Source organism: Streptomonospora sp. PA3, from assembly GCF_009728995.1.
GTDB lineage: Bacteria > Actinomycetota > Actinomycetes > Streptosporangiales > Streptosporangiaceae > Streptomonospora.
In genome coordinates, this window is sequence record NZ_VTZW01000016.1 from 449,473 (window position 1) to 469,812 (window position 20,340).

A 20,340-nucleotide genomic window follows, 5' to 3' on the forward strand; every position below is an offset into this window, starting at 1 on the left:
AGGTGGTCGCCGCGGGGTGCGCGCACGCACCCCGCGGCCCGATGCCGGATGTCCGCCGACCGGTCGTCAGTCGCGGGTGAGCTTGCGGTGGGTGACCGCGTGCGGGCGGGCGGCGTCGGCGCCCAGCCGCTCGACCTTGTTCTTCTCGTAGGAGGCGAAGTTGCCTTCGAACCAGAACCAGTCGGAGCCGCCCTCCCAGGCGAGGATGTGGGTGGCGACCCGGTCCAGGAACCAGCGGTCGTGGCTGGTGATCACGGCGCAGCCGGGGAAGTCCAGCAACGCGTTCTCCAGCGAGCCCAGGGTGTCGACGTCGAGGTCGTTTGTGGGCTCGTCCAGCAGCAGCAGGTTGCCGCCCTGCTTGAGTGTCAGCGCGAGGTTGACGCGGTTGCGCTCGCCGCCGGAGAGCACGCCGGCGGGCTTCTGCTGGTCGGAGCCCTTGAACCCGAACGCCGCCACGTAGGCGCGGCTGGGGATCTCGACCTTGCCCACCTGGATGAAGCTCTCGCCGTCGGAGATGACCTCCCAGACGTTCTTGTCCTTGGCGATGCGCGAGCGGGACTGGTCGACGTAGGAGATCTCGACCGTGTCGCCGATGTTGATCGACCCGGAGTCGGGCTTCTCCTCGCCGACGATCATCTTGAACAGGGTCGTCTTACCGACGCCGTTGGGGCCGATGACGCCGACGATGCCGTTGGGCGGCAGCGAGAAGCTCAGGTCCTCGATCAGCACCCGGTCGTCGAAGCCCTTGGTGAGGTTGCTCACGTCGACCACAGTGTTGCCCAGGCGCGGGCCGGGCGGGATCTGGATCTCCTCGAAGTCCAGTTTGCGGGTGTTGGCGGCCTCGGCCGCCATCTCCTCGTAGCGCTGCAGGCGGGCGCGGCTCTTGGTCTGGCGCGCCTTGGCGTTGGAGCGCACCCACTCCAGCTCCTCGGACAGGCGCTTCTGCCGCTTGGCGTCCTTCTGTCCCTCGACCTTGAGGCGGGCGGCCTTGGTGTCGAGGTAGGTGGTGTAGTTGCCCTCGTAGGGGTAGAGCTTGCCGCGGTCCAGCTCCAGGATCCACGTGGCGACGTTGTCCAGGAAGTAGCGGTCGTGTGTGATCGCGATGACGGTGCCGGCGTAGTTCTCCAGGTGGGACTCCAGCCACTGCACGCTTTCGGCGTCCAGGTGGTTGGTGGGCTCGTCCAGCAGCAGCAGGTCGGGCTGCTCCAGCAGGAGTCGGCACAGCGCCACGCGGCGCTTCTCGCCGCCCGAGAGGGTGTCGACCTGCGCGTCGGGCGGCGGGCAGCGCAGCGCGTCCATGGCCTGGGAGAGCTGGCTGTCGAGCTCCCAGGCGTTGCGGTGGTCCAGCTGCTCCTGGAGCCTGCCCATCTCGGCGAGCAGGTCGTCGGAGTAGTCGGTGGCCATCTTCTCGGCGATCTCGTTGAACTGCGCGAGCATCGCCTTGGTCTCTGCGACGCCGTCCTCGACGTTCTCCAGGACGGTCTTGTCGGGGTCGAGGTGGGGCTCCTGGGCGAGCAGTCCGACGCTGTATCCGGGCATCAGCCGGGCTTCGCCGTTGGACGGCTGCTCGACGCCGGCCATGAGCTTGAGCAGCGAGGACTTACCCGCGCCGTTCGGCCCGACCACGCCGATCTTCGCCCCGTAGATGAACTGCCCCGAGACATCGTCGAGCACGACTTTGTCGCCGTGCGCCTTGCGCACGTTTCGCAAGCTGTAAATGAACTCCGGCATGTTTCCAGCCTAGGGCGTGGCACACGGCGCTTGGACCAGTCGCGAGCCCCGACGGCAGGGGTGGAACGGCGATCCGAGGGGTGGAGGGCAGAGGGCGGGGGCCACTGCTTGTCGACGTCGGTTAGGCAGGTTCTCCACTCCCCCAGGGGAAACGACGGGCCCCTCGCGGCGTCGCGGACATCATGGCTGTCAGGGCGGCCTCCGATCTCGGCCGCCGGCGCTCGCGGTCACGGAGACTCCAGGGGCCAGGCGGCCTCAAGGGTCTCGGGCGGGTAGCCCTGCCACGGGAGGCCCGCGCGCAGGGCGCGGTGGACCAGGGCGGCCATGGAGTAGTCGGGATCGGCCTCGCGGACGCGCTCCAAGGCGGTGGCGGCCAGGGCCGTATCGCCCCGGGCCCAGGCGGCGACCGCCAGCAGCCCGCCGGGCGCGGGGCGGTAGGCGGGCTCGGCGTGGCACAGCAGGTGCCGCCACAGCCGCTCGTGGACGGCGGCGCTCGCGCGGTCGATCAGCGTCCAGGCCTCGTCGCGCACCCGTACGCACTGCAGCAGCACCCCCAGCCAGGCGATCTGGTCGGGATCGTCGGGCAGCTCGCCCTGTTCGGCCGCCGCGACGGCGGCGCGCACCGCCCGGGCACCCTCGACGCGGAAGCGCGGCCCGTAGGTGTCGCGGCCGCTGCGCGCCGCTGTGGCGCGCAGCCGCGCTGCCCGCTCCTCGGCCGCGCGGGTGGCCGCGCGCATGCGTTCGCGCGCAGCGCCGCCGACCGGGGCGAGGTGGTCGCGGATGCACTCGCGGCTGGGCCACGCGCTCAGCCCGTTGGCGACCGCGGTGGCCGCCACCGCCGAGGCCGAGGGGTCGAAGGGCACTCCCTCGGGAGGGCAGCACTCGGGTGAGCCGCACAGGTAGGACCAGTAGCGGCCGCCGGCCACGCGCAGCGCCTCGCGCAGGGCGATGCCGGCCTGCTCGGCGGTGCGCCGCAGGGCGTCGATGTGGCGGGTGACCACGGACGCGGGACCGTAGCCCACGGCCAGCGCGATGGTGCAGTCCTCGGCGCGCAGTGCCGCGGCGACCCCGTCGGCGGCGGCCCCGGCGTCGGTGGTCTCGGCGTCGGTGGTCTCGGCGTCGGCGCCGCTGTCGAGATCGCGGCAGAAGGTGGTGTGCAGGCGCGGAGTGTCGCCGCGCAGGCCCAGCACCAGCAGGGTGTCGCGCGGGTGGTAGCCGATGATGTAGGGGACGGCGGCGAGGATGTCGGCGGGGCAGCTGAGGGTGAGGCGGGCGGGGACCTGGAGGAGCGACTCCTTGTTCTGTTCCATGTACTCACGGTCGCCCCGGGCGCCGTGCCGCGGCAACGCCGATACTGCGGCTGTGGACGACCGGCGGGCGCCGCCCGGACCGCCCTCAGTCGGCCTCGGCGCCCTCGGCCGCCGTGACGCTGGGGGCCGGCGGCACCGCCTCGCGCTCGCCGTGGGCGCCGAGCTGGGCCGGTATGGCAGGGCGGGCGACCACCGGCAGGCACACCCGGTCGCGCCCGGCGCCCTTGGCGCGGTAGAGGGCCAGGTCGGCCGCCGCCAGCAGGCTCACCAGGTCGTCACCGTGCACCTGCAGCACGGCCAGGCCCAGGGACACCGTGATCGCCACCTCTTCGCCGTCGGCGTTCAGCTCCATCCTGCCCACGCGCATCCGCAGCCGCTCGGCGACGCGGCAGGCTTCGGCCATGTCCGCTCCGGGCAGCAGGACCACGAACTCCTCGCCGCCGAACCGCCCCACGACGTCGCCTGAGCGCAACTGCCCGGTGAGGGTGGTGGCCACCCCGAGCAGCACGTGGTCGCCGAAGAGGTGGCCGTAGGTGTCGTTGACGGATTTGAAGTGGTCGATGTCGATGATCAGCACCGCGGCCGACTGCCCGGCCTCGCGCGCCCTGGCGAGTTCGGCGCCCGCCTCGGTCTCCCAGGTGCCCGCGTTGAGCAGGCCGGTCTTGGGATCGGTGCGGGCCGCCGTCTGCAACTGCTGGTAGAGCAGGCTGCGCTGGAGCAGCAGCACCGGTGGGAGCACCACCGCCAGCAGGACCGGCGAAAGCCCGGTCACGATGGCGGCGGTGATCCCGGCGCACAGCTCCACCCCGTCGACGATGAGGGCCTCGCGGTCGCACAGCGTCTTGCGCCACGGCGCCCCCGTGGCGCTCAGGCACATGGCCGCGACCACGGCAAGGTTGTTGAGCACCGTGAACACCGCACAGCAGGCCAGCGCCAGCATGGCTCCCGGCACCGTGGACATCGCGTCCTCGGTGCTCTCCAGCGGCAGCGACACCCCCGCCTCCCAGCCGCCGCCCACCGCGCTGTGGAACAGCATCGATGCGGCGAACCCGGCCACGCCCACGGAGGCGGCGTTGAAGACCCTGCGGTGCGCCACGGCCCGCCGGATGCGGTACTGCAGCAGCAGGTACACAGGGACGGGCAGGAGCAGGGCGTACAGCGGCGGCAGCATCAGCATGGTCGGCAGCCACCAGGCGCCCAGCAGGTCGCGGGTGAGCCCCGAGGGCTTGCCGAGCCGGCGCATGGCCTCGACCGACAGCCCCGCGCAGGCCACCAGGGCGCCGAACGTGGCCAGTTCCTCACCCCGGACGGGGGTCCGGGCCGCCGCGCCGGCCCCCAGCAGCACGGCGCAGCCCACGACCGCGCTGATCAGGACGACAAGGCCGCGCGGCTGGGCCAGCAGCGGCCAGGGGGAACGGGGCTGCCGCCTCCGTTCGCGGGTCACCGCGCTCCGCTCGGCTACCGCCACGTGGATCTCCCCCGCTCGCAGTCAGGGCGTCCAACCGGGCACCGCGAGGCGACGCCGCGGGCCGCACGTCAGCGTGCCCGCGCGCATCCGGTGCCCACCGTCAGGTCCGCCTTGAATCACAGTCAGTGATATTTTAATCGCTGATTGTGCAGCGCTCAGCAGAACCGCCAGATTCCTGCGCTGCGGCTCCCATCCGGAGTGGTTTGGCCCGAATCGGGGTTGCGGACCGTCCGCTCGGGGTTGCGGACGGTCCGCGAGGCGTCGGTAAGGAGGGCGCGGAAACGACGATCGCGAGGCATCCGGGCGGGTTCGGCGGAATCCCGGAAGCCTCGCGATCGGTGATCGTCGGGTGCGGACTGCGGAGCGCGGCGCCCCGGATTCAGTCCGCGCGGGGTCCCTGCGCGGTCTGCAGGGCGCGGCAGGATTCGGCGTAGCGCGCGAGCTCCTGTTCGACCGGGGCGAGGATGCGCTGCTCGGCCAGCTCGCGGGCCCGCTGGGCACTGCGCTGCTCGACCTGCTCGCGCCGCTGGGCCGCCGACACCCCGATCAGGTTGGCGCACCCGGTGCCCAGCAGCCAGCCCGCCACCGGCATGGCCGCCGCCATCGCGCCGGCGAAGGCCAGGAAGACCGGTGTGTCCAGCAGCACCAGGCCGGTCAGGCCCCCGGCCAGCCAGCTGACCAGGACGGTGATGAACCAGAGCGCGCCGACTCCCGCCAGGGCCACCAGCACGTACTGCAGCACCTGCACGCCGCGCCACCAGTTGGGGGTGTCCTCGGGGTCGGGCACCGACGCCGCCACGGCCTCGCTCAGCTCCCGCGGCAGCGTGTCCAGCCCGCCGCGGGCCGCAGCGCGCACCCGGCGCGGCCAGGGCACCGGAAGCGACCCGGCGACCTCGTCGGCGACATCGACGGCGGCCTTGTCGATGCCCGCGCTGTAGGCCTCGACCGGTGCCGCCGCCTCGGCGCTGCCGCCGAAGCCGTCGCCGACCGCGCTGAGCGGGTCGCGGCGCAGCTTGCGCGCCCACCGGCTCAGCGGCCAGCCGACCCGGCGCTCGCCGCGCTGCTCGTAGGCGGTCTCGGCGGTGTCGGCGATGGCCGCCACGCCGCCCGCCTCGACCAGGTCGGCGACCAGTGCGGCGCGCACCCGGTCGGGCACGACGACGTCGGTCTCGCCGGGGTCGCCGTGATAGCGCTCGAATCCCACGACCACGCGGTCCAGGTCGGCGACCAGCCGGTCGATCAGCGCCCGGCGCTGCGAGACGGTGTCGGCGAGCAGGGAGCGCAGGGTGCGGATCCCCTGGCCGGTGAGGGTGGAGGTGGTGAGCACCCGCGGGTGCACTCCCGATTCGGTCTCCAGCAGCCGGCGCAGGTCGGTCAGCAGCTCCTCCAGCTCCTCGGGCTCGACGCGGTCGACCTGGTTGAGCACGGCCACGGTGACCGAGCCGTGGCCGGTCATCTCGGCGAGGTAGCGGTGGTGCACGGCGGCGTCGGCGTACTTCTGCGGGTCCAGGACCCACACGAGCAGGTCGCAGGAGCCGATCAGGCGGTCGGCCTCGGCGGTGTGCTCGGCGCGCACCGAGTCGTGGTCGGGCAGGTCGAGCAGGATCAGCCCGGACAGCTCGGAGTCGCTCTTGTCGAGTTCGCTGGTGCGCGAGTGGCGGTTGCGCCGCGGCACGCCCAGCCAGCTGAGCAGCCCCTCGGCGCCCTCGTTGCCCCACACGCAGGCGTGTGCGTCGGAGGTGGTGGGGCGGGTGATGCCCACGCGGGAGAACTCCAGCCCGCACAGCGCGTTGAACAGCGACGACTTGCCGCTTCCGGTGCCACCGGCCAGGGCGACCACGGTGTGCTCGCCGGAGAGCCGCAACCGGGCCCCGGCGTGGTCGAGGAGGGCCTGGGCCTGTTCGAGGAGCTCGGGGTCGAAATCGTCGGCTCCGATGCCCACGAGCGCCGAGACCGCGTCCAGCCGCGTGATCAGCTGCTCGCGGGTGATGGCGGGCATCGGCTCCCACAGGTCGTCGGCCGTGGTGGGCCGGTACTCCTCGTCCTCGTCCGCGGGGATGTCGGCGTCTGCCCCGTAGCGGGCCACCGCGCCGGCGGCGCTCGGCTCGGCCGGCGTCGGCGCGTCCTCAGCGGCCGCCTCGGGCTCGGGGGCCGACGGCGCGGGGGCCGCCTCGGCGGAGGTGTCCTCGACGTTGACGACGGGCATCGGGCCGGTGCGGCGCCCGGCGATCATGTTGGTCTCGTTGACGTCGGCCAGGCTGCCCACCCAGGCGGCCAGGCGGTCGGGGTCGTCGGGGTCGCCCTCGCCGCCGGTCCGCCCGGCGCCCGGGGCCCCGGGGGCGGCGTGGCGGCCGTGGACGGAGCGGTCGCCGGCGCCCTCCTGCTCGCGCCGGGCCTGGCGCGGGCCGGACTCGCCGGCCGCGTGGCGGACGGGGCGCTTGGGCAGCGGTTCGGGCTCGGGCCGCGCGACACCCGCGGGAGCCCTGCCCCCCTCTTTGGCGCCGGGCGTGCTTTCCGCGGGCCTGCGGGGCGCTTCGACGTGCCGCCTTCCCTCCTCGCTTGGGTCGCTCGTTCCTCGCTCCCCGCGCTCGTCAGTCCAGGCGGCACCGCGCCCCTCCGGCCCGCTCTGACTACTCCCCGCGGGCCTGCGGGGCTCCTCCTGCTCCGCGCCGACCTGGGGCACCGGGGCGGTGGGGGCGTCGTCAGGAACGCGGCCGGGCTCCGCCCCCGAGTGCCGGGCCGACCACCCCGCCTGGGCGGCCTCCGACTGGTCGACGGCGCGCCGCAGCGCCGGGTAGGACGAGGCGGGCGGACCCACGGGCGGGCTCGCGGGCCAGGCGTCGCCGGCGGGCGGGGCCCATCCGGCGTCGGCGGGATCGGTCTCGGGGACGACGTAGCCGTTCCACGGCTGATCGCCGCTGCGCGCGTCATGCCCGGAACCCGGCGCCTGGCCGCGCGGGACGCTGCCGGGTTCCCGGTTTCCCGCCGCCTCGGGCTCCTCATCCGCGTGAGCGGCGTTCCAATGAGTCGTCATCGCGCAATCTCGAGGTTGTACGTCGCTTGGTAGAGCTGGACGGCATCGGCCTCTTCGGGCAGTTTGATGGCGGCCAGCGTGTCGGTGAAGCGGGTGCGCTCCTCATACAGCAGCGTTCCGATGCGGCGCCGCAGGTCCTCACGCGCCCGGTTACTAATGTTACGCAGTGAATCGGCCCCGAACACACCTTTGAGCAGCCGGTTGGGCGAGGGGCCCGATCTGCGCTCGGCTCCGGCGCCCGCGGCGTCGTAGCCGAGCAGCTCCACGATCAGCACCAGGGTGAAGGCCTGCTTGTCGAAGCTGATCACGCGGGCCACCGAGCGCTTGGTGGCGCCGTCGGCGGAGACCATCTCGCCGACGCGGTCCATCCATTCGCGCACCGTGGTGCCGACCCGTTCGACGAACTTCTCGGGCAGCCGCCGCCCGCCGGCGCGCTCGACGACGGCGCCGCCGCCGGGGACGGTCTCCCACCGGTCGGCTACCTTCTCCACGGCGCGTTCGGCCGAGGACAGCACCAGCGACTCCAGGCTGTCGCGGACGGCGTGCTCCAGCCCCTGAACGCGCGACTCCTCCTCGGCGTCGCCGCGGGGCTTGCGCCTGCCGCGCGAGCGCATCATCCGCATCAGCTCGCCGCTGGCGGCGATGTCCTGCCAGCGCGCCAGCAGGTTGCCGCGCATCAGCTCGCCTTCGCGCAGCGCGTCGTCGATCTCGGCGCCGGCGTCGGAGTAGGCCGACTGGATGGCCGACTCCAGCACGCGCCTGGCCTCGACCTGGGCCTCGACGTGCTTGGCGAGGTCGGGCACCCGGGTGCGGAAGCTGTCGATGACCCCGATGAAGGTGCGCAGGGACACCCGATCGCGCTGGACGAGGTCGCCGGCCACGTCGGCGAGGTACTCGCGGATGGGGTCGGCGACGTTGGCGGTGAAGCGCTCCCCGGCGATCTGGTCGGTCTCGGGGATGGCGAAGCGGGTGGCGCCGCCCAGCCCGTTGGCCTCCAGCATCGCGCCGAAGTGGGCGAGGAGCTGGTCGCGCCCGCGCTCGGGCACGCGGGAGAGCACGACCGCCAGCGACGTGCCGCGGTCGCGCGCCACCTGCAGGAACTCCCAGACGCGCGCGTCGGCGTAGCGGCGGCTGGTGGTGACGAACACCCACAGGTCGGCGGCGTCGAGGAACTTGGCGGCGAACTCGTGGTGGGCCGCGACGGCGGAGTCGACGTCAGGGGTGTCCAGCAGCGCGACGCCCCGGGGCATGGCCTCGCTGGGGGCCAGCACGAGCATGCCGTCCTTGCCGGGCATGGCCAGGCCCTGCTGGCGCACGCGGGGCAGGGTGGGCAGGAACGACGCCTCGCTGAACCAGTCGACGTCGGCGGGGTTGCAGGCCAGCACGGGGCTGTTGGTGGTGGGGCGGCGCACGCCGGTGGTGGTGACCTGTTCGCCCACCAGGCTGTTGACCAGGGTGGACTTGCCCGCTCCGGTGGAGCCGGCCACGGCGATCAGCAGCGGGGTGTCGGGGCGGCGGACACGCGGGAGGACATAGTCGTCGAGCTGGTGGAGGACGTCGGTGCGCGCGCTGATGCCCTCGCTGGCGCCGGGCAGCCCTTCGGCGAACTCGATGCCGCGGATGCGGCTGCCCAGGTGCTCCAGGACCTTCTCGAAGCGTTTGTCGAAGGAGTCGTCGCCGCGGTGCTTGGCGCCCTTGCGGCTCTCGGCGGAGGTGGGGGCGCGCTCGTGGCGCCCGGCGGGGGCCTGGTGCTCGCCGGCTCCCTCGGCCGCGCGCGGCTCGGGTCGGCCCGCCCCTGTGGCTTCCGGCATCGCAGACGGCCGGGACATAGCGCTTCCGCCCTCCTCATCGGTCGTCGCTGTCACAAGATGCGATTCCCCTCGGGTGGATCGCCGACGGCGGCATCGGCGGAGGCGCTGCCGGTCCCCGGATCAGCGCGCCCCATGTGCAGTATGTCAAGTCCGCGGGCCACGTTGACCACTTCTCCGATGACGATCACGGCGGGCGGGCGCACCTCGGCCTCGCGGACGGTGCGCGCGGCGGTGGCCAGGGTGGCCCTGATCGTGCGCTGGGTGGGCATCGTGGCCTCCTGGACGAGCGCAACCGGGGTCTGTGGCGCCCGCCCGTGCTCCATCAGCGCCGCGGCGATGGCCTCGATCCGCTCGACGGCCATCAGGGCAACGACGGTACCGCCTGAACGGGCCAGTCCGGGCCAGTCGACGGTGGAGCGGGGATCGCCCGGCGGCACGTGGCCGGAGACCACGTGCACCTCCTGGGCGACGCCCCGGTGGGTGGCCGGGATCCCCGCGGCGGCGGGGGCGGCCAGTGCGCTGGTGATTCCAGGCACGATCGTGACCGGCACCCCCGCCTCGGCGCATGCCGCGGCCTCCTCTCCGCCGCGCCCGAACAGGAAGGGGTCGCCGCCTTTGAGCCGGACGACGAACCGGCCGGCGCGGGCGTTGTCGACCAGCGTGCGGTTGATGTCCTCCTGGGTCATCGACCGCCCGTAGGGGATCTTGGCGGCGTCGACGATCTCGACGTCGCCCGGCAGCGAGTCCAGCAGCGAGTTGGGGGCGAGCCGGTCGACCACGACCACGTCCGCCTGGGTGAGCAGCTGGCGCCCGCGCACCGTGATGAGCCCGGGGTCTCCGGGCCCGCCGCCCACGAGGGCGACGCCGCGGTGGCGTTCGCGGCCGCGCCGGGCGTCGAGGGAGCCGTCGGCCAGGCCCTCGACGACGGCGTCGCGCATCCCGGCCGCGCGGCGGGGATCGCCGTTGGCGACCACGCCCACGCTGACGCCGGCCGCACCGCCGGTGGCCGGTGTCCAGGCCGCCGAGGCGTGGCGGTCGTCGGCGCGGACGCACCAGACCCGCTCGGCCTCGGCCTCGGCGGCCACCGCGGCGTTGGCCTCGGCGGAGTCGGTGGCGGCGTGCACCAGCCAGAAGCGGCCCAGGCGCTGCCCGGCGACGTCGCCCGCCTGGAACGCGCGCCGGTGCCAGGTGATGCGCCCGGCGTCGGCGAGCCCTTCCAGCGTGGCGGTGGCCTCGGGCGCCACGAGGGTGACGCGGGCTCCCGACTCCAGCAGGACGGGCACGCGGCGCTGGGCGACCCGGCCGCCGCCCACGACCAGCGCCTCGCGTCCGTCCATCCGCAGGCCGAGAAGATAGGTCACCGAGGCTGCCCTCCAGATCCGCACCGTGTGTCCGCGGCCCCGCCGGGGCGCGCCGGTGCCCGCGATTGGCCGCGGATCGGATCGCACGGCGGGATCCGGTTTCACCGTGTCAGACGGGGATCACGCTTGTGTTGCGTCTCCTGTCGGCGCACGCCCTCATGCCGCGTTCGACTCTTCAACTCTAATACGCGCGGCCCCCTCAGCCGCGCTCGGAGACTCCCGCCGCATCGAAGGTGGCCACGTTGCGCAGCGCGCGGACCGACCCCTGCAGGAGCGGCAGCGCCAGCAGCGCGCCCGACCCCTCGCCCAGCCGCATCTCCAGGTCGACCAGCGGGCGCAGCCCGATGTGGTCGAGCACCGCCGCGTGGCCCGGTTCTGTGGAGCGGTGGCCGGCGAAGCAGGCGTTGAGGGAGAGCGGCTCCATCGCGGCCGCCGCCAGGGCCGCCGCGCCCGCGATCACCCCGTCGAGCAGGACCGGCACCCGCAGCGCCGCGGCTCCGAGGATGAACCCGCTCAGCGCGGCGTGCTCGAAGCCGCCCACCGCCGCCAGCACGCCCACGGGATCGGAGGGATCGATCTCGTTGGCCGCCAGCCCGCGCCGCACCACGTCGATCTTGTGCTCCAGCGCCGCGTCGTCGGCGCCGGTGCCGCGACCGGTGACCTCGGCGGGATCGGCGCCGGTGAAGGCGGAGACGAGCGCGGCCGAGGGCGTGGTGTTGGCGATGCCCATGTCGCCGGTGATCAGGCAGCGGTTGCCGGCCGAGACCAGGTCGCGCGCCACCTCGATGCCCGCCTCGATGGCGTAGTCCACCTGGGTGCGGCTCATCGCGGGACCGCGGGTGAAGTCGGCCGTGCCGCGGGCGACCTTGCGCGGCAGCAGGCCGGGCACGGTCGGCAGGTCGGCGGCCACGCCCACGTCGACGATGGTGACCTCGGCGCCCACCTGCTCGGCGAAGGCGTTGACCACGGCGCCGTCGGCCAGGAAGTTGTGCACCATCTGCGCGGTGACCTCCTGGGGCCAGGAGGTGACGCCCTGGGCGTGCACTCCGTGGTCGCCGGCGAAGATCGCCACCGCCGCGGGCTCGGGGATGGGCGGCGGGCACTCGCCGGCCAGGCCCGACAGCCGCACCGAGACCTCTTCGAGCACGCCCAGCGAGCCCGGAGGCTTGGTCATGGCGGCCTGGCGCTCCTCCGCCTCGTTGAGGGCTCTCTGGTTCAGGGGGCCGATGGCCGCGATCGTCTCCTCCAGCAGACTCGTTGCGGCCTGCCCGGGCAGGCCGCGGCGGCCGTAGTGCTCGCGGTGGACGGCCCAGTGCAGCGGGCGGCCGCGCGCCCAGCCGCCCATGGCCAGCTCCGGCTCGGGCGGGAAGTCCTCGACGTAGCCGACGCACAGGTAGGCCACGACCTCCAGGTGCGGCGGCAGGTCCAGCGACGCGGCGAACTCCCGCTCGTCGAAGAAGCTGACCCAGCCCACGCCCAGGCCCTCCGACCGCGCGGCCAGCCACAGGTTCTCCACGGCCAGCGCGGCCGAGTAGGCGGCCGTCTGCGGCTGGGAGTGGCGGCCCAGGGTGTGGCGGCCGCCGCGGGTCGGGTCGACGGTCACCACGATGTTGACGGGGGTGTCGAGGACGGCCTCGACCTTGAGCCCGGAGAACGCGCGGGCGCGGGCGCCGGGCAGCGCTCGGGCGTAGGACTCGCGCTGGGTCTGCACGAGCTTCTGCACGCGGGCGCGCACGTCCTCGTCCTGGACGACGATGAAGTCCCAAGGCTGGGAGTAGCCCACCGAAGGCGCGCGGTGGGCGGCGTCCAGCACGCGCCGCAGCACGTCGTCGGGGACGGGGTCGGCGCGGAATCCCATGCGCACGTCGCGGCGCTCGCGGATGGCGCGGTAGACCGCCTCGCGCTCGGCCTCGCCGTAGGCGTGGGCGCCCGGCGCGGGGGCGCGGGCGGGTTCGTGCGCGGGAGCGGCCTGGGTCTGCCGGGGCTGCTGCTCCTCGCGGGCGGAGGGCTCCTGGGCGCCCCGCCCGGCTCGGTCGTCGTGGTGCTCGGGGTAGGAGGCTGCGGCGTGTGCGTTCACAGGAGTGCCGTCTTCGCTCGGGGTCGGTGGTCCGGTGTCGTCGGCGCCGCGCGGGGCGGGCGACCGTGGTTCGGGCGAGGGTTCGGGCGCGCCCGGCGCGGCGCGGCCGGCGGGTGCGCCGCGGTCCGCGGGCCGGGAGTCGGCGGGCCGGGAGGGCGGCGGGTACTGCGGAGCCATCGGAGCGGGCCTGGACTGCGGCCGGTGCGCGGCCGGGCGCGAGTACTCGGGGGCGGAGGCGGGCTCGGGCCCGCGCTCCGGCGCCGGGGCCCGCCCGGCGGCGGGCGCTGCGCCGCGGTGCTCGGCGTGCCCGCCCACGGGCTGCGGCCCGGCCGGCGGCGCCTGCTCCCGGTGGCCGTCGCCTTCGCGGCCGCGCTCGGTCCGCTCGCGCTGCTCGCCTTCATCCGGGTACTCGGACGGCTCGGGCCGCTCCTGTTCGCGGGGCTGGCGGTGGCGGGCCTGCTCGGATGCGCGGTCCTGGTCGCGGTCGTGGCCGGCGCCGCGGAAGGGGATCACGTTGGGCTGCGTCCGGGGCGCCCTGCCCGCGTCGCCGCTGTCACCGCGCCGGCGGTCGGCCGGGGTGTGGAAGGGGTTGGGGCGCTGCTCGCCGGAGCGCGGCCCGGGGGCGGGCGAGGGTGCGGCCCCCGATCCGCGCCCGGTCTCGGGCAGGTCGTCGAGCAGCCCTTTGGACGCCGGCTCGCGTCCCTCGTCGGCGCCTCGGTGGCGCCGGTCCTCACCGCTCATGCCGTCTCTCCAAGGCGTGCCGGCGGCACGATCCGCCGGCGCTCGTCAGCAATGGACACACGTACCTCGCCATCCTCACCACGCCGCGCAGCGACCCGCTGCTGCGGCGATCTCACCGCAACTCTGCCAGAGTCCGCGTCAGCCGTAGGGAGGTCTCCCGATCCCGCACCGCCACCCGCAGCCAGTCGGGGCCCAGGCCGGGGAAGGTGTCGCCGCGTCTGACGGCGATTCCCGCCTCGCGCAGGCGCAACCGCAGGTCTTCCCCGTTCTCGGCCTTGACCAGCAGGAACGAGGCCGCGGCGGCGGGAGTGACGTGCAGGCCGCAATCGGCCAGGTCCGCGGCGAACTCGCTGCGCCGGACCGCCAGCCCGCGGGCCCACTCCTCGGCCTCGGCCAGCGCCCGCGGTTCGCAGCAGGCGGCGGTGGCCGCGAGCGCGGGCGTTGACACCGACCACAGCGGCTGGGCCGCGGCCAGCCGCCCGACGGTGCCCGTGTCGGCGAGCACGTAGCCGGCGCGCAGCCCGGCCAGCCCCCAGGTCTTGGTGAGGCTGCGCACGACCACCAGTCCGGGTGCGCCGGTGCGCGCGGCCAGCGACTCGGTCTCGCCGGGGACGCAGTCGGCGAAGGCCTCGTCGACGACGAGCACGCGGCCGGGCCGGGCAAGGCGCTCGACGACTCCGGCGGGGTGCAGCACCGAGGTGGGGTTGGTGGGGTTTCCCACCATCACCAGGTCCGCGTCGGCGGGCACGGCTTCCGGGTCGAGCTCGAAGCGCGGCGCCTCCAGCACGACCCGCTCGACGGGGTGGCCGGCGGCGCGCAGTGCGGCTTCGGGCTCTGTGAACTGCGGATGGACCACGACGGCGCGCCTGGGCCGCAGAACCCGCGCGAGCAGCACGAACGCCTCGGCGGCCCCGGCGGTCAGCAGCACCTCGGCGGGGTCGCGGCCGTGCCGGCGGGCCACCGCCTCGCGGGCGGGCGCCGGGTCGGGGTAGGCCGCGACGCCGGAGAGCGACGCCGCGATGCGCTCGGCGAGCCAGGGCGGCGGGGCGCCGGCGCGCACGTTGACGGCGAAGTCGAGCAGGTCGGGACCGGTCTCGGCGTCGCCATGGTGGCGCAGGTCGGGGCCGCGGCTCCCGGCGGCGGCGCGGCCGGGCGCCTCAGTGCCCATGGCCGTGCCCATGCCCGTGGCCGTGGCCGTGCGCGGGGTCGTCGGGGTGGTGGTGTGGCGTCTGGGCCGCGCCGACCTTGTCCTCGAATCCGGGCAGCGCGATGCGGTAGACGCAGGTGTCGCAGTTCATCCGGATGTCGCCGGCCCGGGCCTCGTCGTAGCGCTCGGCGATGACGTCGGCCAGCCCGTCGCAGTCGCCGATCACCTGCGCGCAGCGGATGTCGAGCCCGGGGTGCTCGCCCGCGTAGTCGAGGGCCTGGTCGGCGACGCGGTCGGGCAGCACCCCGGAGAACAGGAAGTAGGGCAGCACCACGATCCGCCGGGCGCCCAGGCGGCGGATGCGCTCCAGCCCTTCGGGGACACTCGGCCGCGCGAGCGAGATGAAGGCGGGCTCGACGAAGTCCACGCCGCGCACGGCGGCGTGCCCTTCCTGGAGGAGCCGCGCGACCTTGCACACCTCGGCGTTGGCGTCGGGGTCGGTCGAGCCGCGGCCCACCAGCAGGACCGCCGTGGGCTCGGTCGGGGCCGCCGCCGGGTCTTGTGTGCCGGCCGCCGCCTGCTCGGTGTCGAGCACCTCCTCCAGGCGCTCGGCGAGCAGCCGCAGCACGGTGGGGTGGGGGCCGAGCGGGCGGCCGTAGGCGTAGTCGAAGCCGGCGTGGCGCTCCTTCTCGCGGGCGAGGGCGCCGGGGATGTCGCCCTTGGCGTGGCCCGCGGCCACGAGCATCAGCGGCAGGGCGACCATGCGGCGGTGGCCCTTGGCGTAGAGGTCGCGCACGGCGTCGGTGAGCGGGGGCGGCGAGAGTTCGATGAAGCCCCCGGCGACCTCGCGGTCCGCGAGGCGCCGGCCCAGGCGCTCGACGAACGCCTCGAAGTCCGCCACGCCCTTGTCGTCGCGGGTTCCGTGTCCGACAAGCAGCAAAGGGGGTTGCATCCGAGTCCTAACCGGTGAGTGGGGTGTTTCGGACCGGCTGCGGGGCAGCACGGTCCGACTTCTCGTGGTCGGGGGAAGAGCCGCGCAGCGACGGCGGTGCGCGGGGTGCGGGAAACGCTGCCGGGTGCGGTCGGCTCGGCACCGTATCGGGCCGACCGCCGGTTCGGTAGCGGCGGGCTCCTCCTCTCCGGTCGACTTCCGGCCGCCTCCCGGCCCGCGGCCGCGGCGGCGCGCCGGCGGGCGCACCGCTCATTCGGGTACGGGACCGTACAGCAGAGCGTTCAGCGCCGCAGCGGCGACGGCCGATCCGCCCTTCTCTGAGACGTTGCTCACCTGCGGCAGGCCGCTGGCGCGCAGTTCCGCCTTGGACTCGGCGGCACCGACGAAGCCCACGGGCAAACCGATGACCAGGGCGGGCTCGACCCGGCGGGCGATGATCTCGACCAGTGCCGTGGGCGCGCAGCCCACCACCCACACCGCGCCCGGCCCGACCTCGGAGTAGGCGCTGCGCACCGCGGCGGCCGAGCGGGTGATCCCGGCGGTGCGCGCCAGCCGTGCTGCGCGGGGGTCGGAGATGTGGCACACGCAGTCGCGGGCGGTGATTCCCGCCGCGACCATCGCGACGTCGGTCACCACCGGCGCACCCTCGGCCAGCCGCTGCGCGGCCTTCTCGACGGCGGTGTCGTCGATCACCAGGTCGGTCGCATAGTCCAGGTCGGCGCTGGAGTGGATGACCCGCTCGGCCACGGCGCGGCTCAGCGGCGGCAGTCGGCCCAGATCGACGCGGGAGCGCAGGATGGCGAAGGACTCGGCCTCGATGGGATGCACGTTGCGCTCCACCGTCGTCTCCCCCCGTCGGTCTCGTGCTCGGTTCGGCGCGCCTTGGGCACGCTCAGCCTGCCAGGACGGCGATCGCGTCGGCCGGGCAGACCTCCACGCACTCCAGGCAGCCTGTGCACCGCTCGCCCAGCACCTCCAGGCGCCCGCCCCGCGGCCGCAGCGCGTGCTCCGGACACGACAGCAGGCAGGCTCCGCAGGCGGTGCACGACGATGTCACAGCCACCGGCGCGATCGGCTCGGCGGGGTCGGCCAAAGCGCCTCCTTCACTCGTGCGCCGGCGGGTGAGACCGGTGCCACCGTCGCGGCGCGGCGGCCCCGCGGGGGCGGCGCTCGCCCAGCGTACACGGCCTTTCGGGCAGGATTCCGGTCGTGCGCGCCCGCTGCCCGGTATTGCGGATCCGCCGCTGGCGCCGTACGTTCATTGGGCCGTGGTGTTCGGGAAGTCCGGTTCGAAACCGGCGCGGCCCTCGCCACTGTGAGCGGGAAGTCCGACGCCCCGACCGCCGCCGGCGCGGCCGGTCGGTGCAGGCCACTGGGGGCATCAGCGATGCTGCCCCTGGGAAGGCCGGCGGAGGGCGACGACCCGTCAGCCAGGAGACCGGCCACGGCGTGACGACCGTCCACGAGGTGCTGGAAGTTGGGTCCTCCGATATGCATATCGCTGAAGGCTTTCTGCCCTGGCAGCACGCCGCGGCCTGGACCGCCGCCGCGGCTCCCTTCGTCGCACACGGCATCCGCTCGCTCACGCACGCGGTCCGCGCCGACCCCGACGCCAAACTCCTGATCGGCGCGTCCGGAGCGTTCTGCTTCGTGCTGTCGGCGCTGAAGATCCCCTCGGTCACCGGCAGCTGCTCCCACCCCACCGGCGCCGGCCTGGGCGCGGTGCTGTTCCGCCCGCCGGTCATGGCCGTGCTGGGCACGATCACGCTGCTGTTCCAGGCGCTGCTGCTGGCCCACGGCGGGTTGACCACGCTGGGCGCCAACGCCTTCTCCATGGCCGTGGTGGGGCCGTGGACCGCCTACGGCGCCTACCGGCTCGTCCGCTCGGCCACCGCCTCGGCCGGCGAGCAGACCTCCCTGGGTCTGGCCGTGTTCTGCGCGGCCTCGCTGGGCAGCCTGGCCACCTACACGACGACCAGCGTCCAACTGGCCCTGGCCTTCCCCGACCCCGCCTCCGGCTTCCTGGGCTCCTTCGCCACCTTCGCCGGCATCTTCTCGCTGACCCAGATCCCCCTGGCCGTGATCGAGGGCTTGATCACCGTGGTGCTCGTGCGGATGCTGGTCCGCGTCACTCCTGACCAGCTGCGCCGGCTGGGCGTGCTGCGCAGGCCCGCCGCGGCGGCGCCGACCGCCTCCACCGAAGCGACCGAAGAGAAGGCGGGCTGAGGCATGCCGAAGACCACGACCACCTGGATGCTGATCGCGCTCGCCGCGCTGATCGCCGCGCTGCCCCTGCTCATCGGCTCGGGAAACCACCTGGAGGAGCCCTTCGCCGGTGCCGACGCCCAGGCCAAGAGCACCGTGACCGAGGTCGACGAGGGCTACGAGCCGTGGTTCGCACCGATCTACGAGCCTCCGTCCGCCGAGATCGAGTCGGGCATCTTCGCGCTGCAGGCCGCGATCGGCGCCGGGTTCATCGGCTACTTCTTCGGGGTCGTGCGCACCCGCACCAAGCTCGCCAGGCCCCGGGCCGAGGCGCCGGATGCGCCGGACGCCGCGGACGCCGCCCGTTCGGCGGAGGCGGAGCCCGGTTCCGCCGAACGGTAGCGGCACCCCGTGCTCGCCATCGACGCCGCCGCCTACCGGAGTCCGTGGCGGCGGCTCCATCCCACCGTCAAGGGCGTGTTCTTCGGCGGCCTGCTGGTGTGCGCGCTGGCGCTGCCCACCTGGCCGGCCGCGCCGCTGGTGGCGGCGGTCGCCCTGGCCGCCGCCTTCGGCCCGGCGCGGGTGTCGCCCGCCGCGTTCCTGCGCGCTGCCTGGGGGCCGCTGCTGTTCGTCCTCACCGGGTCGCTGGCGCTGCTGGTGAGCGTCGGTGGGCCGCAGCAGATCGTCGCCCTGGACCCCGCCGGACCGGCGCGGGCCGCCGAGGTCACCGGGCGGGCCGCGGCGGCGATCTGCTGCCAGCTGCTGTTCGCCTTCACCACGCCGCTGGCCGACCTGCTGCCCCGGCTGACGCGCATCGGGCTGCCGGCGGTGCTCGTGGAGGTGGTCGCGCTGATCTACCGCATGCTGTTCGTCACCCTGGACAGCGCCCGGCGCATCCACGCAGGCCAGGCCGGGCGGCTGGGTTATGCCAATCGGCGGGCCTGGACCCGGTCGGCGGGGTCGCTGGGTGCGGCTCTGTTCGTGCGCTCCTACGACCGCGCGCGGCGGATGCAGCGCGGCCTGGAGTGCCGCGGCTACACCGGCGAGCTGACCGTCCTGGTCGAGGAGCTGTCCCTGCGGCCCGCCGCCGTTCTCGCCGCCGCCGCGCCGCCGCTGCTGGTGGCCGCGGCGGCCGTGAACTACCAGTTGGGAGCAGGCCTGTGACCACCGCCTCCGGCGGCGACACCACCGCCGCCCCGCCCGCGGCTCTGGCCGGGCGCGGGCTCTCCTATTGCTACCCCGACACCTCCCCGGTCTTCACCGGGCTGGACGTGCGCATCGACTCCGGCGCCGTCGTGGGCGTCCTCGGCCCCAACGGGGGCGGCAAGACGACTCTGCTGCGGCTGCTCTCGGGCAGCCTGACCCCCGACGCGGGGGAGATCTACGTGAGCGGCGAGCGGGTGCGGCGCGGCCGCCGCGCGCTGGCCGAACTGCGGCGCAGGGTCCAGCTGGTGTTCCAGGACCCCGACGACCAGCTGTTCTCCGCGAGCGTCACCCAGGACGTGTCCTTCGGCCCGCTCAACCTGGGCCTGGACGCCCGGGCGGCGCGCGAGCGGGTCGCCTGGGCCCTGGAGGCGCTGGAGATCACCGACCTGGCCGACCAGCCCACCCACCTGCTCTCCTACGGCCAGCGCAAGCGCGTGGTGCTGGCGGGCGCGCTGGCGATGCGGCCCTCGGTGCTGGTGCTGGACGAACCCACCGCGGGGCTGGATCCCGAGGGGGTGGAGTCGCTGCTGGCGACGCTGGAGGGGCTGCGCGCCGCGGGCACCACGCTGGTGCTCTCGACCCACGACGTCGACCTGGCCTACCGGTGGGCCGAGACGGTGCTGCTGCTCGACCGGGGACTGCTGGCCGCCGGCCCGGCCCGCGAGGTCCTCGCCGATCCCGGCCTGCTGTCGGCCGCCCGCCTGCGCCCGGCCTGGGCACCGGCGGCCGGGCGGGCGCTGCGGGCGGCGGGCCTGCTGGCCCCCGGAGCGCCCGATCCGGCCACCCCCGAGGAGGCGGCGCGGCTGCTGGGCGACCGGAAGGGATGACGGGCCCGGGCATCAGCCGGGGAAACCGGCGAGCCGCCGCCCCGGAAGTGCGGTGGGGCGCCATCCCGACGGCTCGCCCGACGGGGGTGCACGGTTGCGAGCCCCACGCTGGACGGCGTGTCAGGACCGCCAGGTTCGCACCACGTGCAGCACGATCGCGACCACGGCGAGGATCGCCCACGGCGGCACTGCCTCGGGGGTGGACTCGACCGCCCAGGCTGCGGCGGCGATACCGAGCGCGCCCCACCCGGCGACCCTGAGCGTCCGTGCGCTGCGCGTGGCGGAGCCGGGGTGCCCGTGCTCCCCCTCGCGCTTGGGTGCGGTCTCCGCTTCCATGCGCGTGGCCAGCGAGTCGGCGATCGCGGTGTCGAACTCCGGGCCGAGTTCGCGTCCGGTGGAGATCGCGGTGGCGATCTCCGCGCGCAGGTCGGTGGTGCGGGCGGGGGGTGTGGTGGCCATGGCGCCTTCCT

The 20,340-nt window shown here is 74.6% G+C and carries 16 protein-coding genes and 1 riboswitch; of the genes, 4 read left to right on the forward strand and 12 right to left on the reverse strand.

All coding sequences use genetic code 11. The annotated features are described in order from the left end of the window. Positions 1 to 66: 66 nt before the first annotated feature. The 11 genes from ettA to FZ103_RS18530 all read right to left on the reverse strand — a co-directional run bounded on the left by ettA (position 67) and on the right by FZ103_RS18530 (position 16,725). Complete coding sequence (gene ettA / locus FZ103_RS18480) at positions 67 to 1,731, reverse strand: energy-dependent translational throttle protein EttA (protein WP_156002823.1); 1,665 nt, start codon at positions 1,729 to 1,731, stop codon at positions 67 to 69. Positions 1,732 to 1,958: 227 nt separating this feature from the next. Continuing rightward, positions 1,959 to 3,041 (reverse strand): DUF4192 domain-containing protein, encoded by a 1,083-nt coding sequence (locus tag FZ103_RS18485; RefSeq protein ID WP_156002824.1) that lies wholly within the window; start codon positions 3,039 to 3,041, stop codon positions 1,959 to 1,961. 85 nt (positions 3,042 to 3,126) lie between these two features. Further along, on the reverse strand, positions 3,127 to 4,509 hold the full coding sequence (locus tag FZ103_RS18490) for a GGDEF domain-containing protein (protein ID WP_186356495.1): 1,383 nt from the start codon (positions 4,507 to 4,509) through the stop codon (positions 3,127 to 3,129). Positions 4,510 to 4,888: 379 nt separating this feature from the next. Beyond that, entirely contained in the window at positions 4,889 to 7,543 is a 2,655-nt protein-coding gene (locus FZ103_RS18495; protein ID WP_156002825.1) for a GTPase, read from the reverse strand. Continuing rightward, entirely contained in the window at positions 7,540 to 9,372 is a 1,833-nt protein-coding gene (locus FZ103_RS18500; protein WP_156002826.1) for a GTPase, read from the reverse strand. The genes FZ103_RS18495 and FZ103_RS18500 overlap by 4 nt, the downstream gene beginning before the upstream one ends. 32 nt (positions 9,373 to 9,404) lie before the next feature. After that, positions 9,405 to 10,715, reverse strand: a complete 1,311-nt coding sequence (gene cobA, locus FZ103_RS18505) for a uroporphyrinogen-III C-methyltransferase (RefSeq protein ID WP_343233592.1) — start codon at positions 10,713 to 10,715, stop codon at positions 9,405 to 9,407. A 199-nt stretch (positions 10,716 to 10,914) separates the two neighbouring features. Next, positions 10,915 to 13,533, reverse strand: a complete 2,619-nt coding sequence (cobT, locus tag FZ103_RS18510) for a nicotinate-nucleotide--dimethylbenzimidazole phosphoribosyltransferase (protein ID WP_156002827.1) — start codon at positions 13,531 to 13,533, stop codon at positions 10,915 to 10,917. 112 nt (positions 13,534 to 13,645) lie between these two features. Further along, complete coding sequence (cobC, locus tag FZ103_RS18515; protein WP_156002828.1) at positions 13,646 to 14,701, reverse strand: Rv2231c family pyridoxal phosphate-dependent protein CobC; 1,056 nt, start codon at positions 14,699 to 14,701, stop codon at positions 13,646 to 13,648. Beyond that, on the reverse strand, positions 14,691 to 15,632 hold the full coding sequence (locus FZ103_RS18520; protein WP_156002829.1) for a sirohydrochlorin chelatase: 942 nt from the start codon (positions 15,630 to 15,632) through the stop codon (positions 14,691 to 14,693). Before FZ103_RS18520 ends, cobC begins: the two co-directional genes overlap by 11 nt. Before the next feature lie 249 nt (positions 15,633 to 15,881). Further along, complete coding sequence (locus tag FZ103_RS18525; protein ID WP_186356496.1) at positions 15,882 to 16,472, reverse strand: precorrin-8X methylmutase; 591 nt, start codon at positions 16,470 to 16,472, stop codon at positions 15,882 to 15,884. A gap of 52 nt (positions 16,473 to 16,524) precedes the next feature. Beyond that, on the reverse strand, positions 16,525 to 16,725 hold the full coding sequence (locus tag FZ103_RS18530; RefSeq protein ID WP_156002830.1) for a 4Fe-4S binding protein: 201 nt from the start codon (positions 16,723 to 16,725) through the stop codon (positions 16,525 to 16,527). Between the two features lie 159 nt (positions 16,726 to 16,884). Next, positions 16,885 to 17,094, forward strand: a riboswitch (cobalamin riboswitch). A gap of 29 nt (positions 17,095 to 17,123) precedes the next feature. Between FZ103_RS18530 and FZ103_RS18535 the strand changes: the two genes are divergently transcribed. From FZ103_RS18535 to FZ103_RS18550, 4 genes are read left to right on the forward strand one after another with little or no spacing between them, the layout of a single operon-like run. After that, entirely contained in the window at positions 17,124 to 17,858 is a 735-nt protein-coding gene (locus tag FZ103_RS18535; RefSeq protein ID WP_156002831.1) for an energy-coupling factor ABC transporter permease, read from the forward strand. Between the two features lie 3 nt (positions 17,859 to 17,861). Then, positions 17,862 to 18,239, forward strand: a complete 378-nt coding sequence (locus FZ103_RS18540; RefSeq protein ID WP_156002832.1) for an energy-coupling factor ABC transporter substrate-binding protein — start codon at positions 17,862 to 17,864, stop codon at positions 18,237 to 18,239. A 9-nt stretch (positions 18,240 to 18,248) separates the two neighbouring features. Continuing rightward, entirely contained in the window at positions 18,249 to 19,001 is a 753-nt protein-coding gene (gene cbiQ / locus FZ103_RS18545) for a cobalt ECF transporter T component CbiQ (protein WP_186356497.1), read from the forward strand. Beyond that, positions 18,998 to 19,870: an ABC transporter ATP-binding protein gene (locus tag FZ103_RS18550; protein WP_186356498.1), complete on the forward strand. Its 873-nt coding sequence runs from the start codon at positions 18,998 to 19,000 to the stop codon at positions 19,868 to 19,870. The genes cbiQ and FZ103_RS18550 overlap by 4 nt, the downstream gene beginning before the upstream one ends. Positions 19,871 to 19,990: 120 nt before the next feature. On the opposite strand, the gene FZ103_RS18555 is transcribed toward FZ103_RS18550, so the two are convergent. Continuing rightward, positions 19,991 to 20,329 (reverse strand): hypothetical protein, encoded by a 339-nt coding sequence (locus FZ103_RS18555; protein WP_156002833.1) that lies wholly within the window; start codon positions 20,327 to 20,329, stop codon positions 19,991 to 19,993. Between the last annotated feature and the right edge of the window lie 11 nt (positions 20,330 to 20,340).

What these genes read in the sequence shown, in the direction of transcription:
- ettA (WP_156002823.1), bottom strand. Translation starts at nt 1,731, where the DNA reads ATGCCGGAGTTCATTTACAGCTTGCGAAACGTGCGCAAGGCGCACGGC.
- FZ103_RS18485 (WP_156002824.1), bottom strand. Translation starts at nt 3,041, where the DNA reads ATGGAACAGAACAAGGAGTCGCTCCTCCAGGTCCCCGCCCGCCTCACC.
- FZ103_RS18495 (WP_156002825.1), bottom strand. Translation starts at nt 7,543, where the DNA reads ATGACGACTCATTGGAACGCCGCTCACGCGGATGAGGAGCCCGAGGCG.
- FZ103_RS18500 (WP_156002826.1), bottom strand. Translation starts at nt 9,372, where the DNA reads ATGTCCCGGCCGTCTGCGATGCCGGAAGCCACAGGGGCGGGCCGACCC.
- cobT (WP_156002827.1), bottom strand. Translation starts at nt 13,533, where the DNA reads ATGAGCGGTGAGGACCGGCGCCACCGAGGCGCCGACGAGGGACGCGAG.
- cobC (WP_156002828.1), bottom strand. Translation starts at nt 14,701, where the DNA reads ATGGGCACTGAGGCGCCCGGCCGCGCCGCCGCCGGGAGCCGCGGCCCC.
- FZ103_RS18520 (WP_156002829.1), bottom strand. Translation starts at nt 15,632, where the DNA reads ATGCAACCCCCTTTGCTGCTTGTCGGACACGGAACCCGCGACGACAAG.
- FZ103_RS18535 (WP_156002831.1), top strand. Translation starts at nt 17,124, where the DNA reads ATGCATATCGCTGAAGGCTTTCTGCCCTGGCAGCACGCCGCGGCCTGG.
- FZ103_RS18540 (WP_156002832.1), top strand. Translation starts at nt 17,862, where the DNA reads ATGCCGAAGACCACGACCACCTGGATGCTGATCGCGCTCGCCGCGCTG.
- FZ103_RS18555 (WP_156002833.1), bottom strand. Translation starts at nt 20,329, where the DNA reads ATGGCCACCACACCCCCCGCCCGCACCACCGACCTGCGCGCGGAGATC.